The organism is Bradyrhizobium sp. STM 3561 (assembly GCF_045571455.1).
Taxonomy (GTDB): Bacteria; Pseudomonadota; Alphaproteobacteria; order Rhizobiales; family Xanthobacteraceae; genus Bradyrhizobium; species Bradyrhizobium vignae.
Map to the genome: position 1 here is coordinate 20,750 of NZ_CP120696.1, position 21,282 is coordinate 42,031.

General features: G+C 60.6%; 18 protein-coding genes and 1 pseudogene. 17 read left to right on the forward strand and 2 right to left on the reverse strand.

Translation table 11 applies throughout. The features are described 5' to 3' along the window. Positions 1 to 410: 410 nt before the first annotated feature. From P6U28_RS39465 to P6U28_RS39530, 14 genes are all read left to right on the forward strand, one after another. Complete coding sequence (locus tag P6U28_RS39465) at positions 411 to 1,064, forward strand: ammonia-forming cytochrome c nitrite reductase subunit c552 (RefSeq protein WP_407123375.1); 654 nt, start codon at positions 411 to 413, stop codon at positions 1,062 to 1,064. Next, positions 1,052 to 3,910, forward strand: coding sequence for a 4Fe-4S dicluster domain-containing protein (locus P6U28_RS39470; RefSeq protein WP_407123376.1), 2,859 nt, complete (start codon positions 1,052 to 1,054; stop codon positions 3,908 to 3,910). Before P6U28_RS39465 ends, P6U28_RS39470 begins: the two co-directional genes overlap by 13 nt. Then, on the forward strand, positions 3,907 to 5,274 hold the full coding sequence (gene nrfD, locus P6U28_RS39475; protein ID WP_407123377.1) for an NrfD/PsrC family molybdoenzyme membrane anchor subunit: 1,368 nt from the start codon (positions 3,907 to 3,909) through the stop codon (positions 5,272 to 5,274). The genes P6U28_RS39470 and nrfD overlap by 4 nt, the downstream gene beginning before the upstream one ends. Beyond that, entirely contained in the window at positions 5,271 to 5,798 is a 528-nt protein-coding gene (locus P6U28_RS39480) for a DUF3341 domain-containing protein (protein WP_407123378.1), read from the forward strand. Before nrfD ends, P6U28_RS39480 begins: the two co-directional genes overlap by 4 nt. Continuing rightward, the gene (locus tag P6U28_RS39485) at positions 5,795 to 6,322 is read left to right on the forward strand and encodes a c-type cytochrome (RefSeq protein WP_407123379.1); all 528 of its coding nucleotides are present in this window, start codon (positions 5,795 to 5,797) and stop codon (positions 6,320 to 6,322) included. Before P6U28_RS39480 ends, P6U28_RS39485 begins: the two co-directional genes overlap by 4 nt. Beyond that, positions 6,319 to 7,377 (forward strand): hypothetical protein, encoded by a 1,059-nt coding sequence (locus P6U28_RS39490; protein WP_407123380.1) that lies wholly within the window; start codon positions 6,319 to 6,321, stop codon positions 7,375 to 7,377. The genes P6U28_RS39485 and P6U28_RS39490 overlap by 4 nt, the downstream gene beginning before the upstream one ends. Further along, positions 7,364 to 7,771 (forward strand): hypothetical protein, encoded by a 408-nt coding sequence (locus P6U28_RS39495; RefSeq protein ID WP_407123381.1) that lies wholly within the window; start codon positions 7,364 to 7,366, stop codon positions 7,769 to 7,771. The genes P6U28_RS39490 and P6U28_RS39495 overlap by 14 nt, the downstream gene beginning before the upstream one ends. After that, the gene (locus tag P6U28_RS39500) at positions 7,768 to 8,538 is read left to right on the forward strand and encodes an SCO family protein (protein ID WP_407123382.1); all 771 of its coding nucleotides are present in this window, start codon (positions 7,768 to 7,770) and stop codon (positions 8,536 to 8,538) included. The genes P6U28_RS39495 and P6U28_RS39500 overlap by 4 nt, the downstream gene beginning before the upstream one ends. Further along, a complete protein-coding gene (coxB, locus tag P6U28_RS39505) occupies positions 8,535 to 9,476 on the forward strand; it encodes a cytochrome c oxidase subunit II (protein WP_407123383.1) in 942 nt (313 codons plus the stop codon). The genes P6U28_RS39500 and coxB overlap by 4 nt, the downstream gene beginning before the upstream one ends. Further along, positions 9,469 to 11,142, forward strand: coding sequence for a cbb3-type cytochrome c oxidase subunit I (locus P6U28_RS39510; RefSeq protein WP_407123384.1), 1,674 nt, complete (start codon positions 9,469 to 9,471; stop codon positions 11,140 to 11,142). The genes coxB and P6U28_RS39510 overlap by 8 nt, the downstream gene beginning before the upstream one ends. Then, positions 11,139 to 11,777 (forward strand): cytochrome c oxidase subunit 3, encoded by a 639-nt coding sequence (locus tag P6U28_RS39515; RefSeq protein WP_407123385.1) that lies wholly within the window; start codon positions 11,139 to 11,141, stop codon positions 11,775 to 11,777. The genes P6U28_RS39510 and P6U28_RS39515 overlap by 4 nt, the downstream gene beginning before the upstream one ends. Continuing rightward, a complete protein-coding gene (locus P6U28_RS39520; protein ID WP_407123386.1) occupies positions 11,777 to 12,088 on the forward strand; it encodes a cytochrome C oxidase subunit IV family protein in 312 nt (103 codons plus the stop codon). The genes P6U28_RS39515 and P6U28_RS39520 overlap by 1 nt, the downstream gene beginning before the upstream one ends. A 95-nt stretch (positions 12,089 to 12,183) precedes the next feature. Then, positions 12,184 to 12,624 (forward strand): RNA polymerase sigma factor region1.1 domain-containing protein, encoded by a 441-nt coding sequence (locus tag P6U28_RS39525; RefSeq protein ID WP_407123387.1) that lies wholly within the window; start codon positions 12,184 to 12,186, stop codon positions 12,622 to 12,624. 61 nt (positions 12,625 to 12,685) lie between these two features. Continuing rightward, positions 12,686 to 13,435: a ZIP family metal transporter gene (locus tag P6U28_RS39530; protein ID WP_407123497.1), complete on the forward strand. Its 750-nt coding sequence runs from the start codon at positions 12,686 to 12,688 to the stop codon at positions 13,433 to 13,435. A gap of 467 nt (positions 13,436 to 13,902) precedes the next feature. On the opposite strand, the gene P6U28_RS39535 is transcribed toward P6U28_RS39530, so the two are convergent. Beyond that, positions 13,903 to 14,340, reverse strand: a complete 438-nt coding sequence (locus tag P6U28_RS39535) for a low affinity iron permease family protein (RefSeq protein ID WP_407123388.1) — start codon at positions 14,338 to 14,340, stop codon at positions 13,903 to 13,905. A 971-nt stretch (positions 14,341 to 15,311) separates the two neighbouring features. Between P6U28_RS39535 and P6U28_RS39540 the strand changes: the two genes are divergently transcribed. The 3 genes from P6U28_RS39540 to P6U28_RS39550 all read left to right on the forward strand — a co-directional run bounded on the left by P6U28_RS39540 (position 15,312) and on the right by P6U28_RS39550 (position 19,668). After that, positions 15,312 to 17,009, forward strand: coding sequence for a molybdopterin-dependent oxidoreductase (locus P6U28_RS39540; protein ID WP_407123389.1), 1,698 nt, complete (start codon positions 15,312 to 15,314; stop codon positions 17,007 to 17,009). 83 nt (positions 17,010 to 17,092) lie between these two features. Beyond that, positions 17,093 to 17,488, forward strand: a complete 396-nt coding sequence (locus tag P6U28_RS39545) for a hypothetical protein (protein WP_407123390.1) — start codon at positions 17,093 to 17,095, stop codon at positions 17,486 to 17,488. Then, complete coding sequence (locus P6U28_RS39550; RefSeq protein WP_407123391.1) at positions 17,485 to 19,668, forward strand: PQQ-binding-like beta-propeller repeat protein; 2,184 nt, start codon at positions 17,485 to 17,487, stop codon at positions 19,666 to 19,668. The genes P6U28_RS39545 and P6U28_RS39550 overlap by 4 nt, the downstream gene beginning before the upstream one ends. Positions 19,669 to 19,954: 286 nt before the next feature. Here P6U28_RS39550 and P6U28_RS39555 read toward each other — a convergent pair. Continuing rightward, positions 19,955 to 21,279 (reverse strand): annotated as a pseudogene (locus P6U28_RS39555) (MFS transporter). Between the last annotated feature and the right edge of the window lie 3 nt (positions 21,280 to 21,282).

Below are 21,282 nucleotides of genomic sequence, written 5' to 3' on the forward strand. Positions count from 1 at the left end.
GGAGAACAGATGCCTGAATAGTGATCGAGATGGCGATACGTTCCGACAGCCGGCCTCTGTCGCAAGTGAAGGTCGGTACGTCAGCGAACGGTGGCCGCCTCGCCCGCGGCCACTGCGGGAATTGTACGGTAGCGTGCCAACATTCTGATGCTCTGCCGCGGGCGGTAGGCACGGAGCAGTTTCGAAATCGTTGAGCGTCACCGCGGCTGCGGGCCGCAGCCGCCAATGGGGGTTTCAGCTCATGTCATCCAAAAGAGCCGTCGTCCAAACTATCGTCGGTGCAAACGCCATCTCGGCACCATTTGCGCGCGAGGGTCATGGATGCATGCTTCGCCGATTCGACGTCCCGCACCGACAAGATGGCCGACGGGCGCACGCGACGTTGAGATGTTTTCAGCCGGGCCAGGTGCATGCAGATTTTCCGCCCAGGCGCTGACACGATCGCGAAAGTTCTCCTGGCCTCGTGCGGCGCCATCCCGATCATTCTAGTTGGACTCGCCTACAGCATAATGAGTTCGCCCTACGCCACCGGACAAGATGTAACGCTAAACCAGCCCGTTCCCTTCAGCCATGAACATCATGTGGGCGGTTTGGGTCTCGACTGCAGATATTGCCATACCTCCGTGGAGAAGGCGCGGTTTGCGGGCCTGCCGCCGACCGAGACCTGCATGACTTGTCATTCGCAGCTTTGGACGAACGCCGAGATGCTCGCGCCGGTAAGGACGAGCCTCGCGCGCAACGCACCGATCGCCTGGCACCGGGTCAACCGACTGCCGGATTACGTCTACTTCGATCACTCGGTCCATGTGACGAAGGGCGTCGGATGCACCACCTGCCACGGTCCCATCGACCAGATGAGACTGACGCGCCAGGGGGCGCCGTTGACGATGCAGTGGTGCATTGATTGTCACCGCTCGCCTCAGAAGGCACTGAGGCCACGAGACGCAGTGTTCGACCCGAAATGGTCACCGCCGCAAAACCAGGAGGCGCTCGGTCGGAAGCTGATAGCAGAGTATCACATTCGCATCGATCACCTCACGGACTGCTCGGTATGCCACAGGTAAACGAGCTGCCCATCAAAACTGCCGCCCTCTCCAGCCCAAGGATCGACCGTCGGCGCGCCTTGAGCCTCTTGGCTGCTGGGATCGCGGGAGGGCTGAGCGCTTGCAGCCGGCCCGACGAAGAGATCGTGCCCTATGTGACGACGCCGGATCGCCTGGTGCCCGGAGAGCCGATGAAGTTTGCGACCACGCTGGCACTGTCGGGCTACGGGCGCGGGGCGCTGGTCACTTCGGTAGACGGACGACCGATCAAGATCGAGGGCAATCCGAAGCATCCAGCGAGCCTCGGTGCAACAGACGTCTTCATGGAGGCCGCCGTACTCTCCCTTTACGATCCAGATCGGTCCCGGGCTGTACTGCACGAGGGAGCCATCGCTGCGGCTGAGGCCTTTCGCCGAGCTCTGCTCGAGCAAATCCAATTGATGAAGCAACGCCAGGGAAAGGGACTTCGAATCCTCACAGGTAAGGTCACCTCCCCCACCCTGTTGCGGCAGATCGATGATCTGCTCGGTAGATTTCCGGAGGCTTCTTGGCACGCCTATGATCCGATCGACGATGCATCGGCGCGCGCCGGAACCCTCTTGGCTTACGGGCGGGAGCTAGACCTCGTGCCGCATTTGGAGCGCGCGAAGATCGTGGTCGCTCTCGATTCGGATCCGATCGGCCACGGTCCCGATCAACTGCGAAACGCCAAGGGATTCGCGAACGGCCGCAAGCAGCCGGCAGGCGGCTTCTCGCGTTGGTACTGTTTGGAGTCCGCTCCGACGCTGACCGGGGCGAAGGCCGATCATCGTCTCGCCCTTCAGCCTGCCGTCATCGAGGAAGTTGCGATCGCGATCGCCGGCGCACTCGGTGCGAGCGCGCGAGCTCCCGCGCTACCGGAAAACGTACAGCGACTCGTGCAGCAAATCAGCTCCGACATCGGCTCAGCGTCCGGCAGATCCGTTGTTCTCGCCGGGCGAACCCTTTCAGCCGAAACTCACGCCCTTGTTCATTGGATCAACGCCCGTCTCAACGCGCCTCTCGATCTTGTCGAGCGGATCGATCGCACGCCATCGGGTCGCCAGGGGAGAACGCTCGCGGAACTTGTTCGCGATCTAGATGACAGCGCGGTCGAGCAGCTCCTCGTCCTCGGCGTCAACCCGGCTTACGATGCTCCCGCCGACCTTGATTTCGCTCGTGCGGCTCGCAAGGCGCCGTTTCGCCTGCACATGGGCTGCTATGCCGACGAGACGGCCGCGATCTCGAAGTGGCACATTCCGCAAACTCATCCGCTCGAAGCCTGGTCGGACCTGCGCAGCCCAGACGGAACCGCGAGTCTCGTCCAGCCGCTGATCCGGCCTCTCTATCATACTAGAACGGATCACGAGCTCCTCGCCCTCCTCACGGACGGCCTCGACGCGAGCCCGCGTGATCTGGTGCGTCAGACTTGGCAGCCGCACGCCGGAGTCGATTTGGAAGCCTGGTGGACGCGCGCGCTGCACGACGGAGTGATTTCCGGCAGCGGCAGCCCACCTGTGGCGTCGCATGAGCCCAACCTACCCGACCTGCCGAGAGCGAGCGCAACGTCGGTCTTTTCTTTGGTGCTGCAGCCCGATGCGGCCGTCTGGGACGGATCATTCGCGAATAATGCTTGGCTGCAGGAATGTCCGAGACCGCTCACGAAGCAGGTCTGGGGCAATGCTCTGGCGCTCAATCCGCGCGACGCCGAGCATTTTGGCGTGTCTGCGGGCGACGTCGTCTCGATCCGATCCGAACACGGCACGGCGGAGGCGCCGGTGCTCATCGATCCGGCCGCCGCTGCGGGGGTCGGCAGCCTTACACTCGGGTACGGCCGGACTCGAGCGGGTGCGATCGGCGATGGAATTGGCGCCGATGTGAACCGGCTGCGCGCCGTCAAGGCCCCGTGGATGGTGGCGGCTGCCTCCATCAACAAGACGGCTCGAAAACAGGAGCCGCTCACCACCCAGAATATCGTGCGCGCCGCAGACCACGTCACCGAACTCTACCCGGTGCGCAAGCTTGGGCAAATCGCGCGCCCGGTCGGATCCCCCGATGCGGAGCACGCTTCCAGCCTGCTGCCCGCGGCGCCGCCCCGAAGCGGCGATGGATATGCGTGGGCCATGGTGATCGACACTTCTCTGTGCATCGGCTGCAACGCATGCGTCGTTGCCTGCCAGGCCGAGAACAACGTGCCCGTTGTCGGGCCAGAAGAAGTTGCTCGCGGCCGGGACATGCATTGGTTACGGGTCGATGTCTACGATCACGGAACGGCGCATGGTCCAGCACTCGGTTTCCAGCCCGTCCCGTGCATGCATTGCGAACATGCCCCGTGCGAACCGGTCTGCCCAGTTGCTGCCTCCGTGCACGACAGCGAAGGCCTCAACGCGCAGGTGTACAACAGGTGCATCGGCACGCGCTTCTGCGAAGCCAATTGCCCGTACAAGGTCCGCCGTTTCAATTTCCGCGGTTACGCCGACGGGCAGGAATACGCCAATCTCGGTCTCGAATCGTACCGCGCGCAGAAGAATCCGGAAGTGACGGTCCGGGCACGCGGCGTAATGGAAAAATGCACCTACTGCGTCCAGCGGATCAGCGGAGCAAGGAGAGCGGCCGAACGCGAGGATCGCCCCATCGGTATCGATGAAGTGCGGACCGCCTGCCAGAGCGCCTGTCCGACGAACGCGATCGAATTCGGCGACCTCAATCAGAGCGGCTCGGCTGTCAATCGACGAAGGTCTGATCCACGGCATTATGCGCTGCTTGCCCATTTGGACACTCGCCCGCGCACAACTTACCTGGCCGATGTCCGAAATCCTTCTCCGCGTTCCGACGGGGATGGCGAATGACCGCCGTTCTGGAACCCAACGAGGCGGCAGCCGCGCCCTGGATCTCCGCCGATCGCGCGAGCGATGTGGAGATCACGCAGGCGGTAACTAGCCCCCTCTTCAGGAATCCTGGCAAGATTTGGTGGATCGCCCTTCTTCTCAGTGCGCCCTTCATGGCCTGGTTCGTGGTGGCCCTCGGCTGGGTCTTTTACCGCGGCATCGGCGTTTGGGGCGTCAACTCGACGATCGTGTGGGGCGTCGCGATCGCGGATTACGTATGGTGGATCGGCATCGGTAACGCTGGGACGCTGATCTCAGCCATGCTGCTGCTCACGCGGCAGAGATGGCGCGCTTCCATCAATCGCTTCGCCGAGGCCATGACGTTGTTCGCGGTGGCGATTGCCGGGCTGATGCCGATCGTGCATCTCGGCCGTCCCATCTACGCCTACTGGCTCGCTCCTTACCCCAACACCATGTCGCTCTGGCCGCAGTGGCGGAGCGCGCTGGTGTGGGATTTCTGGGCGATCATCAGCTATCTGCTGTTCTCAGTGCTGTTCTGGTACGTCAGCCTCATTCCCGATCTCGCAACGATGCGGGACAGAACGAGATCGCGGACCGGGCAGTTGTTGTACGGCGCGTTCGCTCTCGGCTGGTGCGGCTCGGTGCGGCAGTGGCGCGCCATGAAGATTCTCCATACGACCATGGCCGCTCTTGGCGTACCACTCGTCTGCTCGGTGCATTCTATCGTCGGCCTGGACTTTGCAGCCAGCCTAATGCCGGGTTGGCAGGAAAGCATCTTTCCACCCTACTTCGTGGTCGGCGCCATGTACTCCGGATTTGCCATGGTGGTCGTGCTGGCCCTGGCAATCCGCTGGGGCTTTGACCTTCAGGCGATCATCACACGCGAGCATTTGGACGTGATCGCGCGTGTGCTGCTGATGTCCTCGATCGTGATGGGTTATTCCTACGCGACCGAATGGTTCATGGGGTGGTACGGCGGGGCGCGTAGCGATCGGAGCCTTGTGGCGTTCGAGTTTGCCGGCACATACGCTCCGCTGTTTTGGGCATTGCTCGGCTGCAATGTCGTGCTGCCTCAAGCGCTGTGGTTTCCGCGCGTACGCGGATCTCTCCTCGCTTTGTTCGCGATTTCTGTCGCAATCAACGTTGGAATGTGGCTCGAGCGCATCCTGATCGTCTGGAACACGCTTTCGCACGGCTATATGCCGAGCCTTTGGCGGACCTTCCACTTCACGATCTGGGACTTGGCCTTCGTGATTGCGCCCCTCGGCTTCTTCGCCTTCCTGTTCCTGATGGTCGTGCGGCTCATCCCTGCAGTCTCCATGTTCGACATGCGCGAGCTCGCGCACAGGGAGGACATGGCATGAGGGGGCCTCTCCTCGCGGAATTCTCTGATCCTGCCACCCTGCTCGCCGCTGCCCGGGGGCTGAAAGGCAGTCCGCGCTTCACCGTCCTCGATGCCTTTACGCCTTTTCCGGTGGACGAACTCGATAAGCTCATCGACCTCAGCCGCCCAAGAATACGGGTCGCTATGTTCTTGGCCGGGTTCTCTACCGCCGCGTTCGCCTTCGGCCTGCAATGGTACAGCGCGGTGATCGACTATCCGATCAACAGTGGCGGCCGACCTCTGAATTCGTGGCCGGTTTTCCTCCTTGTTCCCTTCGAGGTCGGCATATTCGCTGCAGCTCTCGCCGGATTTATCGCCCTGCTCTGGACAACGGGTCTGCCCCAACTGCACCACCCGCTGTTCGACGTGCCGAGCTTCGAACGTTCGACACAGGACCACTATTTCCTGCTCGCAAAAGGAGAGAACGAGGAGACGTCGCACGCTCTTCGGGAGCTTCTTCGAACTTCCGGCGCGCTGAGAGTTACCGAGGTACGAGTGCCATGATCGAGCGGCTCGCGATCCCGTTATGCGCCGCGTTGCTGCTGTCCGCGTGCGATGACATCTCGATGACCCAGCAGAAGCGCTACGGAACGTTCACCCGCGCCGCGCTGTTCGGAAACGGCACTGAAGCACAGCCGCTGCCGGAGGGGGTGGTCGCACAGGGCGACCTGGAGCGGCAAAGCAGGACTCTGCAAAGACCGCAGATCAATGCCGAGCTGCTCGGGCGCGGCCGCGAGCGTTACGACATCTACTGTTCTCCGTGTCATGGTTTGTCAGGGAACGGCGACGGAGTGGTCGTCCAGCGCGGCTTCCCAGCGCCACCTTTATATCACACCAGCCGTCTACGGGCCGCACCCGCCCAGCACTTCTTTCATGTGATCACCAACGGTCATGGTGTGATGTTCTCGTATGCCGCTCGCGTCGATCCGAGCGATCGATGGGCCATCGTCGCCTACATACGGGCGCTCCAGGAGTCTCAGGGGGCAAACGTTGCGGACACGCCCGAACTGCGGACAAGATTGCCATGACTGCGCGAGCCGCCACCTTTCATTTGCAGAAGTTGCGCCGGCGGCCCGCGGTATGCGGACTTCTGCTGCTGGGCGGCGCCGTGATAGCGACGGTCGCCTGGCAAGGTCCAGCTCTCTCGCGTGGCTGGCTCGTTGCATTCGCCGTCTGGAGCTGCGTGCCGGTCGGAAGCATGATGCTGCTGCTGATACATTCCCTGACCGGCGGCCGGTGGGGCGAGGAGACGGCAGCGATCTTGAGACCTTCGGCTGCGCTCACATCCGTTGTCGCCATCGCGTTTCTTCCCGTCCTGGTGAGCTTCGGTCAGCTTTACCCATGGGCACATGCCGCCTCATCGGTCGCGCAAGACGTCGCCCATCAGTATCTGAATGGGCGAGGCTATGCCGTCCGCGCCGCTGTTGCGCTGTGCGGATGGGCGGTCCTGGGGATCACGTTCTCACTGGGCGAGCGGCGTCCTCTGCTGGCGGGCCTGGGACTTGCCTTTTATGGCGCGACGATCAGTCTCGTTGCCATCGATTGGTACCTTTCCGTGGAACCGCGCTATGTCGCCACCGCATTTCCGGCGACGATTGCCATCCAGCAGCTTGCTGCGGCTCTTGCCTTCGTCGCAGTATTTGCCGCCCCATCACTGGATGAATCCGTCGCATCCGACATCGGGGCGCTTCTTCTCGCCGCCCTAGTCGGCGTCGTCTACCTGGAATTCATGACTTATTTGGTTGCGTGGTATGGCGACCTGCCGGACAAAGCGGCCTGGTACCTGAAACGGAGCCCATCCATCTGGACGGCGAGCATCGTCGTTGCATTCGCGTTTGGAGCCGTTTTGCCATTCTGCATCCTGCTGCTGCGCAAAGGACGCCGGAGCCGTCACGGTCTGCGGTCGGCCGGGATGCTCGTGCTGTTCGGCACGGCCCTCCACTTCTGCTGGCTTCTCGTACCCGCATTTGAAGATCAGCTGGACGTTGTAGTGGCGGGCGCCGGTGTCCTCGCTATCTTGGGCGTCGGGTCGATGCTCGTCGGAAGCGCCTTGATCCCGGAGGCCGGTCATGTCCGATCGTGAAATGGCAGACCGCGCGCTTCCGCGATCGGCGGACGTCGCCACCGGGCGTATTCTCCTCGCTGTCGGGGGTTACCTCGGCTTCGTCGCCCTCGGCATGATCGCGATGTTCTTTTACGTCAAGGCGGACGCGCCGGCAGCTTTCACGCCTCCGCTCGAACGGCGGTTTCCGCAACCCTCCCTGCAAACATCTCCGCAACAGGATCTAGCCGAGATATTGCTGAAACAGCGACAGCCTCTGTCGGAATACGAGTGGATGGACAAAAGCAAGGGTCTTGCCAGAATTCCGATCGACAGAGCGATAGACATTGTGATCGCTCGAGGCGAGCGGGGCTATGATCCACTCGCAGCTTCTCCCGCGCCGACGGACCAGACTGCTCCGGGAGCGCAACAATGAGGCTGCTTGCGCTCGTTGTTGTTCTGACCACCTGGTCGTCAGCCGCTTCGGCGGGACTGACCGAACAGCAGCTCAGCGGCTTGGGACTTGCACCGGCTCCTCGAGGGCAGGTGCCGATGGAGCTCGAATTCAAGGACATCGAAGGCAACGGTAAATCGCTGGGCGAGGCTGTGGGCGGGAGGCCGGCCTTGTTGCTGCCTGTCGACTTCACCTGCTCGCAGATCTGCGGGCCCGCGCTAACCATTGTTGCGGGCGCGCTGCAGGAGACTGGATTGACCGCTGGTCGGGACTACAGCCTCGTGGTGTTCGGGATTGATCCGCGCGATGATGCGACCGCGGCCAGGCGGTTCGTCGCCAGCCAGGTTAGCGGACCGGGAGTGTCCGTTCTTATCGGCGACGACGCTGCCATCGAGCAGCTCACGACATCCATTGGTTATCGCTTCCAGACTGATGGGCAGAACGAGGCCATCGCCCATCCCGCGGCCTTCGTCACCCTGACGCGTGACGGTCACGTGTCGCACGCCTTCTCCAGCCTTGGCCTGCAACCGTTCGATCTCAGGCTGGGTTTGTTGGAAGCTGGACGCGGCGCGATAGGAGGCCTTGGCGGGCGCATAGCCCTGCTTTGCTATGGATTCGACGCGGTTCACGGTGTCTACAGCGGGCAGGTAGGGTTCGCACTGAAGCTCGGTTGCGCCGTCACCCTCGCGATTCTAGTCGGAGCGATAGCCATGATGTGCCGTCGCTCGCGCAGCGGGGTGGCCGCATGAACGCGATATTCACGCTGCCAGAGGCCAGTACGCAGGCGGTGCGAGTGGATGGCATTCTCGCCGCTCTCGTGATCGTCTCGGCACTCACGCTTGCGCTCGTCTTCGGCCTGCTCGTCTCCTTCGCCATCCGGTACCGGCGCGGCTCCAAGGCCACACGGGGCCGATTGCCGGAGATTGTCAATCGCGAATTCGAAGTGGGTTGGACGGCCGCGACATTCTTCCTCTTCGCATTCCTGTTCTGGTGGGCTGCCTCGGCCGATGTCGGCGCGTTGACGGCGCCGGCAAACGCGCTAGAAGTGCATGTGCTCGCGAAACAATGGATGTGGAAGACCCAGCACGCGAACGGCGCCCGTGAAATCGACGAACTGCACGTTCCGGTCGGACGGCCCGTTCGGCTCGTCATGACCTCCCAGGACGTCATTCACTCGTTCTTCGTGCCCGCGTTCCGCATCAAGCAGGACGCCCTGCCAGGGCGTAACACCGAGACCTGGTTTCAAGCGACCAAGCTCGGCGTCTTCCCCCTGCTCTGCGCCGAGTATTGCGGCACGAACCATTCGGCCATGCGCGGCCGGATCACGGTGATGCGCGAGGAAGACTATGCCCGCTGGCTGAGCGCACAGCCGGAAGGCGACGACCTCGCGCATCTCGGCGCGAAACTCTTCGTCTCGGAGGGCTGTTCCGGTTGTCACGCCCCATCTTCAGCCGTGCACGCTCCCAAGCTTGAGGGTCTCTACGGCCGAACCGTCCAGCTATCAGACGGGCGGCAGGTCAGGGCCGACGACGCCTACATCCGCGATTCGATGCTCCAGCCGAAGCGCGACATCGTCGCCGGTTTCGACCCGATCATGCCCAGCTTCGCCGGACTGCTCGATGACGGCGAGATACAAAGCCTGACGGCATACATCCGCTCTCTTGGACAGGAACAAAGCCATGACTGATGCGGCTCTTGCAGGCGAACTGCCGTTTCCGCCCCGCCCCGACTACCTCCGCGCCGGGAGCTCTCTCCTGTCCTGGTTGACTACCACGGATCACAAGCGCATCGCCATTCTGTATGCGCTGACCATCACCGTCTTCTTCTTCATGGGAGGCGCCGCGATCACAGCTGTCCGCCTCGAGCTGTTCGTTCCGAACGGCTGGCTCCTGACTTCCGACACCTACAATCGGCTGTTCTCGTTCCACGGCATCATCATGGTCTGGTTCTTCCTGGTGCCTTCAATCCCGAACACGTTCGGCAATTTTCTCATGCCCCTGATGATCGGAGCGCCCGATGTCGCCTTTCCGCGCCTCAACCTGTTCAGCTGGTACTTGACCCTGGTGGGCGGAATATTCGCCGTTTACACGCTCATCGCCGGAGGCGTGGATACGGGCTGGACGTTCTACACGCCGTTCTCGACAATGTTCTCCAACACGCATGTCCTGACCGCAGCTGCTGCCGTGTTCGTCGTGGGTTTCGCGAGCATCGCGACTGGCGTGAACTTCATCGCGACTACGCATATGTTGCGCGCGCCCGGGATGACTTGGTTCAGGCTGCCGATGTTCGTGTGGTCAATCTACGCCACTTCGATCGTGATGGTGCTTTCGACGCCCGTGCTGGCGATCTCCCTAATGCTCGTCATAGCCGAGCGTTGGCTGGGGCTGCCCATTTTCGATCCCGCGCGTGGGGGAGATCCCATCCTGTTCCAGCACCTATTCTGGTTCTACTCCCATCCTGCAGTCTACATCATGGTGCTGCCCGCCATGGGCGTTGTTTCCGAGATCATTCCCTGCTTCGCCCGGCGTCGGCTGTTCGGCTATGATTTTATGGTCTATGCCATCGTCGCGATCGCCGGCATCGGCTTCTTCGTCTGGGGACACCACATGTTCGTGTCCGGACAGTCGCCCTACGCAAGCTTGATCTTCTCGTTTCTTTCCTTCGTCATCGCGGTACCCTCGGCGATCAAGGTCTTCAACTGGACCGCCTCGCTCTACCGCGGTCAGATCAGTTTCAACTCGCCGATGCTGTACGCGCTAGGCTTTGTCGGCTTGTTCACCACGGGTGGCCTCTCCGGATTGTTTCTGGCGTCCATCCCGGTGGACGTTCACGTGACCGACACCTACTTCGTCGTTGCGCATTTTCACTACATCATGGTCGGCGGCTCGGTGTCCGCCTTCTTCGGCGCCTTGCACTTCTGGTGGCCGAAGATCACAGGAAAAATGTATCCGGAATCCTGGGCGCAGTTTGCGGCCATCATCATGTATTTCGGCTTCAACATGACTTTTCTGCCGCAGTTCGTGGCCGGCTATCTAGGCATGCCGCGGCGGTACCACACCTATCCAGCCGAGTTCCAGGTCTACAATGTGATGTCGTCAGCCGGGGCAGCCGTTCTGGCGGTCGCATATCTTCTTCCGTTGCTGTATCTCACGTGGTCGCTTTTTCATGGCATGCGCGCTTCCAACAACCCTTGGGGAGCGACTGGATTAGAGTGGACGACGACCTCGCCGCCACCACCCCATAATTTCGACCTCCAGCCGCTGGTCGACCGCGCTCCTTACCAATACCACGCAGAGGGGGAGTCGGCGGGGACCGACGCCCCTGAAGTCCAGAACGCGAGGTCCCTGCGATGAGCGATGCATCCTCGCTGCTTCGAGAGCCCTGGGACCGCTTCGAGCGCCAGCGCCAGGCGGGCAAGTTCGGGATCTGGATCTTTCTTGCGAGCGAAACCCTGTTCTTTGGAGCTCTCATGCTCACGTATGCGGTCTGCCGGATCGAGCACCCGGACGCCTTCGCTGCAGCAGGTCGAGAGACCAATGTCTGGTACGGGACGATGAACACCGCCATTCTGCTCACGAGCAGCCTTACCATGGCGGTTGCCTCCCAAGCTGCGGCTCAGAGCGGACGCGTCAAGCCTCTGATCCTGTCCTGCCTCGGTGCCACTGTTGCGCTCGGCTTGGCCTTCATCGTCCTAAAGGGCTTCGAATACAAGGAGGACATCGATAAGCATCTTGTGCCCGGCGCGGGTTTCGCGCTGTCGCAGCCGGCACAGTTGTTCTATGGCTTTTACTGGCTGGTGACAGGCGTCCACGCTATCCATCTCACGATCGGCATTGCGGTTGTCGCCAGGCTCGTTGTGCTTGGACTCGCGAGGCGAATTCAATTACGTCGTAATCCCGAACTGGAAGTGACCGCGCTCTATTGGCACCTTGTCGACGTGGTCTGGATTTTTCTCTATCCCCTCATCTATCTGCCTGGGAGAGCCTGATGAGCACGGGAGGCGGGCGAAAAGAAAGGGGGTCCACGGGTTTATGGGTTAGGAATGCCTTCGTCTGGGCGGCATTGCTCGCGTTGCTCCTGCTCAGCCTCCTTCTGGCTTACGTCCCGATGGGATCGATCACGGTCGCTTCTGGGGTGGCCATCGCTGCCATCAAATCTGCCCTGGTGCTCGCGTTCTTCATGGAGCTGATCCGATCACGTGCGCTGGTCAGGCTTGCCGCCCTGGCCGGGTTGGTGTTCGTGGGGGTGATGTTCGCGCTGACACTGGCGGAGGTGCTGACGAGAACCGGGAAGATCTAGGCTCGCCGAACGGTCCGGCAGCGTACAATGCCTTGAACTCCCGCCGCGCAACCGCGTTGTACTCGCTAAGATGCCGCTCGGTGCAAGAGTCAAGCATGAACCTGCTATCGAAAAAGGATTCCCAGCTGGATGGTGGCTCTCTGAGAGAGCTCGCCGCGCTCGGGCAGCTGCGGGGCGCACTGACGGTCGACGAAATTCGGCACGCGCTCCCCGTCGATCGGATGAGCGACGAAGATATGACATTGGCGGTAGCTTACCTCGAGGAGAGAGGCATCGACATTGTGGTCGAGCCAAGCTTGCTGCGCGGCCCCGCATTGGTAAGGCAACCATCAGCGCTGGATCGTACCATCGGGGTGGAGCCACCGAGGACTATCGCTAAAACTACCGAATTAGACCAGCAGCCGGCGCATGGCGAAGCGGCGCAAGCCGCTACGCCAGCGGACGTTGGTCGCTCCGTCTCCCCGACGCTCTGTGTCTTGTTGGCGGCCATCGTGGTCGGCATTTTGGCTGCAATCCTCTTCTCGACGGTCTGGTGAGCCGCCCTAAGCCAAGCGCTCGACGTTGAAAATGCACGGGATGTGGATGGAGTAGCGTGTGATCCCAGTCTGGGGAAGCGCGGGCCTCTGGGGCCTGCTCGGAGCGTCTTCGTTGGTCGCCGGTGCAGCCGTCGCCTATCTGGTCTCGCTCCCAAGATGGCTTACAGCCGGCATCATGTCATTCGGATGCGGTGTCCTGATCTCGGCCGTCGCCTATGATCTTCTCGAAGACGGTTACCAGGAAGGAGGCATACTGGCGATAGTTGCGGGCGCTCTCGTTGGATCTGTGGCGTACGCAATCGCCGATCACATCGTCTCCAAAAAAGGAGCGCATCATCGGAAGCAGTCCGGAAATCAACAGCGACAGGCCAGCAAAGGAGGCGGTATGGCAATCGCTGTCGGATCGCTCCTGGACGGCATACCCGAAAGCGTCGTCTTGGGCCTCTCGCTGCTCAGCGGAAAAGGGGTGAGCGTGGCGATGCTCGCCGCAATCTTTCTCTCCAATTTTCCTGAAGGCCTATCTAGCGCGGTCGGTATGCGCAATGCGGGGCGAAGTGCTTCGTACGTGTTCGGGCTCTGGATCACGATCACTGCTTTGTCGGGCCTAAGCTCTCTTTGTGGTGCAGCATTCCTTGAGGGCGCCTCTCCGCAGCTGACAGCTGCGGTGAACGCGGTAGCGGCCGGCGCGCTTCTTACGATGGTGGTGAATACGATGATCCCCGAGGCGACCGAAGTGGAGCAGAAGATCACGGGCGTGCTTGTGGTGATCGGGCTTTTGGTCGCTTTTTCGCTTTCCAATCTTGGCGGCTAGGGGTTGGCGAGCACGGGCCCGCGGCCGATTCTGCGGGAAACAGAAGAGCGATGCGACGTTGCGGATTCTCGATGTAGCGGGTGCGGCGAGCAGCGGTCGAGTCGCACCAAACCCAGCGACAGTCGGTAGACGAACTCCCGCCGCTCGATTTGCAATCGGGCGCGAAGGGCACCCAGCAAGCCGTTTGCGTCGCGGCTCTCGCATCCTCACTTACAGGACTGCTGCCGGCGGGCGTCCGCGCATATGCGGAGCAGACCACCCTGCGAAGATGCCGAGCAGGTCGGGGGCACCGCGGTCTACGTGCGGCTCTCTGGACATTGGAAGCGATCGCGGGGTCGCCATCCCCTTGTCGTGGATAGGTCCTGGATGGTGGAGGAGGTCTCCGATTGCCATCCGTCGAGGACCGACCCGGCAACGCACACGCGACGGGGGCTCGAAATTCCCAGCCGGTCTCGCCGGTTTGGCGCTTAGCCAGCTATATCCCTACGAGCGCCGCGTCTCCGGCTTCGTTTCTCAGCTACAACCGCCTTCGCTCTTTCCTCGCACCGGGAACGCAACTCCTCCAATTCGTCGGCTGAGAGGTGCTCTATACCGACGAACGAGTTCTGCACCGTTCCGGTCCGAATGAGTTCGTCAAGCTTCACCTGTATTGCAGCGCTATCCCGGTTCTGCGAGTTCTGTATCAGGAAAACCATGAGGAACGTGATAATCGTAGTGCCCGTGTTGATGACCAGTTGCCATGTATCGGAAAACCGGAAAATGGGCCCCGTAACAGCCCATACGATCACAACAGAGCAAGCCAGAACGAAAGCCGACGCGCGGCCGGCTGCTTGAGAAGCTTTGTTGGCAATAGTCGGGAACAAGCTGCGACTGGGTCGATTCCTCCCCTGATCGGTCTCCCACATATCTGCCTCCTGGTCGTCGTTGATGGTCGTTGAAATACACTGCGCACAACAACGGTCTAATCGTGTGAGTTCCCATCCACGGGCGTCAGCAATCAAGCGCTCACCTTCACGCGGAGCGCGAGCGACGCGCATAGCTCACCCGGCTAGGGCCGTTTGGCGATCGAGCGGTGCAGGCCGCGCTTGTCGACGAATAGCGCGCTCGCATCCTCCGTTTGCGATTTCGTCTTCGACGGCGAGAACCCCGATGTGGTGAGCCATCTGCGTGACAATGACGGGGCGCCGCACCTGCTTTCTGCTTAAACGTCGGGGTCAGATTCTATGGAGCCTGCCACTCAGTCTCACCCTGCTCTTTGCCTCGTGAAGCGCTCTTGGCCCGGATGGGGCGTATCACTGCACCTTCGTGGAGGTGCCGTCTCATGCTGAGCGAGCAGCATCCGAAAGCGCCACGCGCAGCGAATTCGCCGATGGGATCGCAGGAGCAGTGTCTGCTGGCTCGGCTGCTAGACGTTCACCAGGAAGAAAGAAGCCGACGTCCTTCTATGCATCACGTCCCCTCCCCGCGTCAACTTACCCGTGGCTGGGACATGCAGCGCCGATAGAACGCCCGCGTTGACAGCGATCTGCACCGGCCCAGAAGCCAGCCCCTTCTGTTCAGTCCGCTACTGTACACAGAACGAAGAACCACCTCAGGAACGACCGTTGTAGAGCGTGATTGTGTTCCTGATTGGCGCGCCACTACAGGATTTGCACCGTGCGCACTCGTCGAAAATGCAGTGCGGATTTGGACCGCACTGCTGTTCGAATTCCCAAAGAATTCGGATGAGAACGTCTGCTCAAATCACCCGCTGGCGTGACAGTTCGCTTCAGCTTCGGTTGCAACTAGCTCGATGTAACGCCGCGCGGCTCCAAAAGACCGTAAGAAACCGCAAATGCAAGACTCCGTCAGAATCAAATCACCTCAAGATGGAGCAATGGCTCCCACCTTGAGTTCGGCCGACGATCGAATTGTTCTTACAAATTGGCTGCCGCCGCGGGTAGGGATCATTCCGCACATTCGCTTCGGTCAGCGGTGGGTGAATCTTCTCTGGGTCCTTCCAATTGGAGCTGCGGCATTAGTCCTGCTGATAGCTTTGGCCCAAAACCTGCGGGAGCTCTCGTCGGTCCAAGATTTCATCAAGCGATATCCCGGCATCGCGCAGAACGCACCATCCGTCGATACCGGCTTCCCCTGGTGGCTGCAGCTGCAGCACTTTCTCAATATGCTTTTCATGATGCTGATCATGCGAGCCGGCATCCAAATCCTGGCCGACCATCCCCGCCTCTACTGGAATCGAGACTGTACGCCCGGCACAGAGTGGTTTCGGTTTCAACACCCCGTTCCGAAGGGCCGGATCTGGACGGCAAAGGACGACGCCGTAACACTCCCCGGATGGCTGGGAATTCCTGGGCTACGCCACACAATCGGACTCGCCCGTTGGTGGCACTTCTCGGTCGATCTTCTCTGGGTTCTGAACGGCCTCGTGTTCTACATTATGCTTTTTAGCACGGACCAGTGGCTGAGACTTGTTCCCGTAACGTGGGATGTTTTGCCGAATGCGTTGTCGACGGCGATCCAATACGCGTCGCTAAACTTCCCTACGGAATCCAGCTGGACTCGATACAACGGGCTGCAGCAACTCAGCTACTTTGTGACGGTCTTTATCGCCGCACCGGTCTCGATTATCACGGGATTATTGCAGAGCCCCGCAATATCCAACCGCTTGGGTTTGCTCGGCTCAATTCTGAACCGGCAGGTCGCCCGTTCCATTCACTTCATTTCATTCATGTGGTTCGTATTGTTCATACTCGCGCATGGCATCATGGTGTTCATCACCGGCCTCCGGGAGAACACGAACCACATGTTCGCCGGAGTAAACAGCCGTGGATGGATCGGCTTTCCGATGTTCGTACTAGCGCTGGTGGCGGTCGGCTTGGCCTGGTGGGCCGCCTCGCCGTTCACCATCACGCACGCCCGTCTGGTGCAAAAGACGGGGCGGCTCATCGTCGGCTGGATGAAAGGGTTGTCCGAGTGGTGGGAACCGACCGCGGAGTTGAAAGAGGCCGAGATCTCTCCGCATCTTTGGCCGAACGGCACTATGCCGAGTTCGGCTGAATACGAGCGTCTACTCGCAGGTAAATTCGCCGATTACCGGATGCGCGTTGATGGAATGGTGGAGACACCCCGCGAATTCTCGTTAGCCGATCTCAAGAGCATGCGAAAGCAGCAGCAGATCACCACTCATTTCTGCATTCAAGGCTGGTCGGGCGTTGCCGAGTGGGGCGGCGTTCCTATGAGCGATATCCTCGAGCTCGTGAAACCCTTGGCTGGGGCCCGCTATGCCGTCTTCTACTCGTTGGCGGATGGATCGGACGGCGGCCGCTACTACGATGTCCATGAACTTTTCAACATGCGACACCGCCTGACCATTCTCGCTTACGAAATGAACGGCGAGCCTTTGAGCGTCTTGCATGGCGCCCCATTACGGCTTCGCTGCGAGAACGAGCTCGGCTTCAAGATGGTTAAATGGATTGCAGCCATCGAGTTCGTTCGCGACTTCAGTCATCTCGGCGCAGGACAGGGCGGCTACAACGAGGATCACGAGTTCTACGGCTACCGGATGCCGATTTGACCGCAGTCGCGCGCTTCCGGCGTTTTGTTCTGCCCGATTGAAGATCACGCCGCCGACGGACGAGAGAAACTGAGGGATATGATATGACGCAAACACCGACTCCGTCCAAGCAGTATGGGCTTTGGCTGCTGCTGGCCGGCAGCATCGCTGGTTGCATCGCCGCAGCAGTCGCCGCTTTCGATGAGGGCAATGGGATCGCCCATTCGGCAGGCGCCTATCTCGTGCTCGTCATGACGGCGCTTCTAGTCGTGGCCTCGGTGATACTCGCCCTGAGGAAACGCAAGCAGCGATGGCTTCTGGTCGCCCTGTCTGCCCTGACGTTGTTCGATCTCGTCGGCACAGGGTTTGCAGCCTACTTCCTGGAGACATTCCCCCTCGTGGCCTTCATGGCGGTCTGCCTGGTTGGTTGGCTCATTTATGTCGTCACGGGTCTGGTTGAAGACGATTTGACGCGGCACGCCGTAGGGAGGACCACATGAAAAAGCACGAGGGATTAGCTCTTGTCTTCACTGCTTCGATCTTGGTCTCAACGGTCCCGTTGACCCTCGCAAAGGCTCAAGTCGGGGGCGCCGCGGTGGGAGCATCTGCTGATCAGCAAGGAGGCCAACCGCAGGGAATTGGCAGCGGCTCTGGACAGGACCGGCAGCCCGGCCAGGCGACACACGGCTCTGCGAACGCCCCGTCTCCGGATGGCGCGGCAGAAACCACAACGACCACCCCAAGCGGCGGCACGATCAATACTCCTGCCGCCCAAGGGGCGGCCGACGAAGGCCCCTCTAACGCGTCCGCGGCGGTAGAGAGCTCACGCCGGCAGCCCGACAAATGGATGAGCGCGCCAAACACGTGGGCCACATTCAACGGCGACCTGAAGGCCCAGAAATTCTCGGATGCTGGCCAGATCACGCCAGACAATGTCAAAAAACTGCAGAAGGCCTGGGAATACCACACGGGTGACGTCTCGGATGGCAGCGGCGACAAGCCCATGTCTGTGTGGTCGGCCACGCCGCTCTTCGTCAACAACACGCTCTATGTCGGAACACCATTTTACAAGATCATCGCGCTCGATCCCGGCACGGGAACGCAGAAATGGAAATTCGACCCGCACGCCGTTCTTAAGGCGCTCACGCAACCGGATCTGAAGAACCGCGGTGTGGCCTATTGGCAGGCCGAGAACGTGCAAGCGGGCGTGCCGTGCCAAAAGATGGTCTATATCGGCACGATGGACGCGAAGTTGTACGGTGTCGATGCCGATACGGGCATACCCTGCTCCGATTTCGGCCGGCATGGCATGGTCGACGTCAATCAGTGGAACACGGTCAACTCGAAATGGCCGCTGTCGCTCTTGCAGCCGCCGACCGTTTATCACGATACCCTCTATCTCGGCTGGGCCGGAAAGGACTGGGCGAACGAGGAAGCACCGCCCGGCACTCTATTCGCATTGGACGCGCGCAGCGGAAAGCTGAAATGGACTTTCCACGCCCTCGCCCCCGAGACCGCCAAGCATAGCGGAACGGCGAATGTCTGGGCATCGATGTCGATAGACCCCGAAAGGGGCATTCTCTTCGTACCGGTGAGCTCGCCCAGTCCGAACTTTTACGGCGGAGATCGGAAGGAGAAGATTCCACTCGCGACGTCAGTGACCGCCCTAGACGCCGAAACTGGAAAGGTCGTCTGGAGCCGTCAACTGGTACATCATGACATCTGGGATCTCGACACGAACGCAGCCCCGACCCTTGTGGACGTCGAGAAGCACGGAAAGAAGATACCAGCCCTCGTGCAGACGACGAAGCAGGGCTTCCTGTTCGTTCTCAACCGCGAGACTGGCGAGCCGATCTATCCCATTGAAGAACGGCCGGTGCCGAAATCTGACGTTCCGGGCGAAGAGGCCTCCCCCACCCAGCCCTACGTGGCCACGCCGGCTCCCACGATCCCTGATGAATGGCCGGGCGTGTTTCCGCTCGCGGATTGGATCAGCTTCGGGGCGTGCAGCAGAGAGGCCAAGAAGCTGCGATACGAGGGCCGGTTCACGCCCCCGAGTTTGCAAGGCACCATCACGTACCCACCGACGACCGGAGGTACCGAATGGGGTGGCGGTGCAGTCGATCCGCGCACCGGCGTCTTTGTGGTGAATTCAAGCAGCGTTGTGCAGATTTACCGGCTTATCAAGCGCCAGGAGTTCCAAAAGCAGGCGCAACACGGAGAAAGCTCGGGGTATTATCCTCAGGAGGGTGCACCTTATGGATTTCAGCTCGAAACCTTCCTCAACTGGGCCGGTATGCCTTGCTGGAAACCACCTTATGGGACGATCGCGGCTTACGATCTCAAGACAGGTGAGCGCTTGTGGAACGAGCCGTTCGGCGAGGTTCAAAAGTACGGGTTCTACATGCCGGAATCATGGGGTTCAGTTACAATCGGAGCACCCGCCATCACCCAATCAGGCTTGATCTTTATAGGCGCTTCCATGGATTCCCGCGTGCGCGCACTTGACTTGAAAACTGGCGCAGTCTTGTGGAGCAGCCTGGTAGATGCACCAGCAGTCTCCATGCCCGCCATCTATAATTACAACGGCAAGGAATACGTCACCTTCGTTGTCGGCGGAAACTCTATTCTTCTTCCTAAAGTAAGCGATCAGGTTATCTCGTTCGCTTTGCCGCACTGAGAGAGCCTGCTGAGCGTGCGTGAGGGTAGCGAACGCTACCGGCCGAATCGCGTAAAGTGCCGCGATCGCGCACAGCGCCTCCGGAGAAAACTTTGCTCACCAGCAGGCCTTTGACTGCCTAACCACAGCCTTCCACGCCTGCCACAGTACTCCAAGGGCGTAGAACTCCTCGATCTGCGTCCGAGCAATCTCTCAGTACCTCCGCATGCCCGACCAACTTCTGAACGCAAGGAAATGAGGAGTTGGTAGCGACGAACGTCTGGTGCGCAACAAGCTGAGAAGGGCTTCACTCATGGGCCGACGACTGCGACCGTTCGACTGTATCGTCATGCGAAATTCCGAGTACAATTCCCATTGCGATTATGCCCAGACCGGCGAGCAGCAGAAGCCGTCTCTATAGCTGCCCGTGTGGTCTCTGAGCCAGCCCATCGCGAAGGGGCCGGCGAAGCCCGCTAGATTCCCTATGGAGTTGATCACGGCAATGCCGGCGGCGGCCGCTGCTCCGGACAAGAAGGCCGTCGGCAATGTCCAGAACACCGGCAGGCAAGCGAAGATGCCAAAGCCGGCAAAACAGAAGGCCAGCATTTTCAGGCTTGGATTACCTAAAAAAGCAGCTCCTACGAGTCCGGCAGATGCCATGAACAGGGGGATCGCCGCATGATAGCGCCGCTCCGCAGCCCAATCCGACCGTCTTCCCCACCAGATCATGGCGATCACGCCAACAACGTAGGGGACTGCAGAGACAAGCGTGGTCAGAAAAGTATTGAACCCGAATGCCTTGACGATTTGCGGCAGAAAAAAGCTGAGCCCGTAATTGGTCGCGACCGCACCAAAGTAGACTAGACTGAGACCGATTACGCGCGAATCAAATAAGGCTTCGGCTACCGTGTACATGCGCACAGCCTCCCGGCTGCGACGTTCGGCCATAAGCCGCTGGCTGAGCCATTCCCGTTCGTCGCTTGCCAACCAGCCGGCGTCTTGCGGGCGATCGGTTAGGTAGAAGAACACGACCACGGCCAGGATAATCGCGGGTATCGCTTCGATCAGAAAAAGCCATTGCCACCCGGCAAGGCCAAAGCCGCCGTGGAGATAGAGCAGGAGCCCTGAAACCGGCGCGCCGATCACGGTCGAGAGTGGGATGGCAGCCATGAAATATCCGACGATCCTGGCGCGATACTCCGCCGGGAACCAAAGAGTGAGATAAAAGATGATCCCTGGAAAGAAGCCAGCCTCCGCCGCACCGAGCAACACGCGCAAGAGATAGAAACTATTCTCATTGCCAAGTCCGGAGACGCGTGCGATCCAGGGAAGGCATGCCATCAATCCTGATAGGATGCCCCAGCTGAGCATGATGCGGGCAATCCATGTGCGCGCACCTAGACGTTCGAGCAACAGGTTGGACGGCACTTCGAAGATGAAATAGGCGATAAAGAAGATGCCGGCTCCGAACCCGAACGCCGTCTGGGACAATCCGAGATCCGCGTTCATGGTGAGCGCGGCAAACCCCACATTCACCCGATCTAGATAGGCAACAAAATAGCAAACCACGAGAAACGGCACGAGACGTCTGGTGACCTTGGCGATTGTTCTGGTCTGGAGGTTTTGCAGCATGTG

Bases quoted from the DNA above. Each gene is read 5' to 3' on its own strand.
- P6U28_RS39490 (WP_407123380.1), top strand. From the start codon at position 6,319: ATGACTGCGCGAGCCGCCACCTTTCATTTGCAGAAGTTGCGCCGGCGG.
- P6U28_RS39535 (WP_407123388.1), bottom strand. From the start codon at position 14,340: ATGTGGGAGACCGATCAGGGGAGGAATCGACCCAGTCGCAGCTTGTTC.
- P6U28_RS39515 (WP_407123385.1), top strand. From the start codon at position 11,139: ATGAGCGATGCATCCTCGCTGCTTCGAGAGCCCTGGGACCGCTTCGAG.
- P6U28_RS39480 (WP_407123378.1), top strand. From the start codon at position 5,271: ATGAGGGGGCCTCTCCTCGCGGAATTCTCTGATCCTGCCACCCTGCTC.
- P6U28_RS39495 (WP_407123381.1), top strand. From the start codon at position 7,364: ATGTCCGATCGTGAAATGGCAGACCGCGCGCTTCCGCGATCGGCGGAC.
- P6U28_RS39550 (WP_407123391.1), top strand. From the start codon at position 17,485: ATGAAAAAGCACGAGGGATTAGCTCTTGTCTTCACTGCTTCGATCTTG.
- P6U28_RS39500 (WP_407123382.1), top strand. From the start codon at position 7,768: ATGAGGCTGCTTGCGCTCGTTGTTGTTCTGACCACCTGGTCGTCAGCC.
- P6U28_RS39470 (WP_407123376.1), top strand. From the start codon at position 1,052: ATGCCACAGGTAAACGAGCTGCCCATCAAAACTGCCGCCCTCTCCAGC.
- coxB (WP_407123383.1), top strand. From the start codon at position 8,535: ATGAACGCGATATTCACGCTGCCAGAGGCCAGTACGCAGGCGGTGCGA.
- P6U28_RS39525 (WP_407123387.1), top strand. From the start codon at position 12,184: ATGAACCTGCTATCGAAAAAGGATTCCCAGCTGGATGGTGGCTCTCTG.
- P6U28_RS39545 (WP_407123390.1), top strand. From the start codon at position 17,093: ATGACGCAAACACCGACTCCGTCCAAGCAGTATGGGCTTTGGCTGCTG.
- P6U28_RS39520 (WP_407123386.1), top strand. From the start codon at position 11,777: ATGAGCACGGGAGGCGGGCGAAAAGAAAGGGGGTCCACGGGTTTATGG.
- P6U28_RS39510 (WP_407123384.1), top strand. From the start codon at position 9,469: ATGACTGATGCGGCTCTTGCAGGCGAACTGCCGTTTCCGCCCCGCCCC.
- nrfD (WP_407123377.1), top strand. From the start codon at position 3,907: ATGACCGCCGTTCTGGAACCCAACGAGGCGGCAGCCGCGCCCTGGATC.
- P6U28_RS39540 (WP_407123389.1), top strand. From the start codon at position 15,312: ATGGCTCCCACCTTGAGTTCGGCCGACGATCGAATTGTTCTTACAAAT.
- P6U28_RS39485 (WP_407123379.1), top strand. From the start codon at position 5,795: ATGATCGAGCGGCTCGCGATCCCGTTATGCGCCGCGTTGCTGCTGTCC.
- P6U28_RS39465 (WP_407123375.1), top strand. From the start codon at position 411: ATGCAGATTTTCCGCCCAGGCGCTGACACGATCGCGAAAGTTCTCCTG.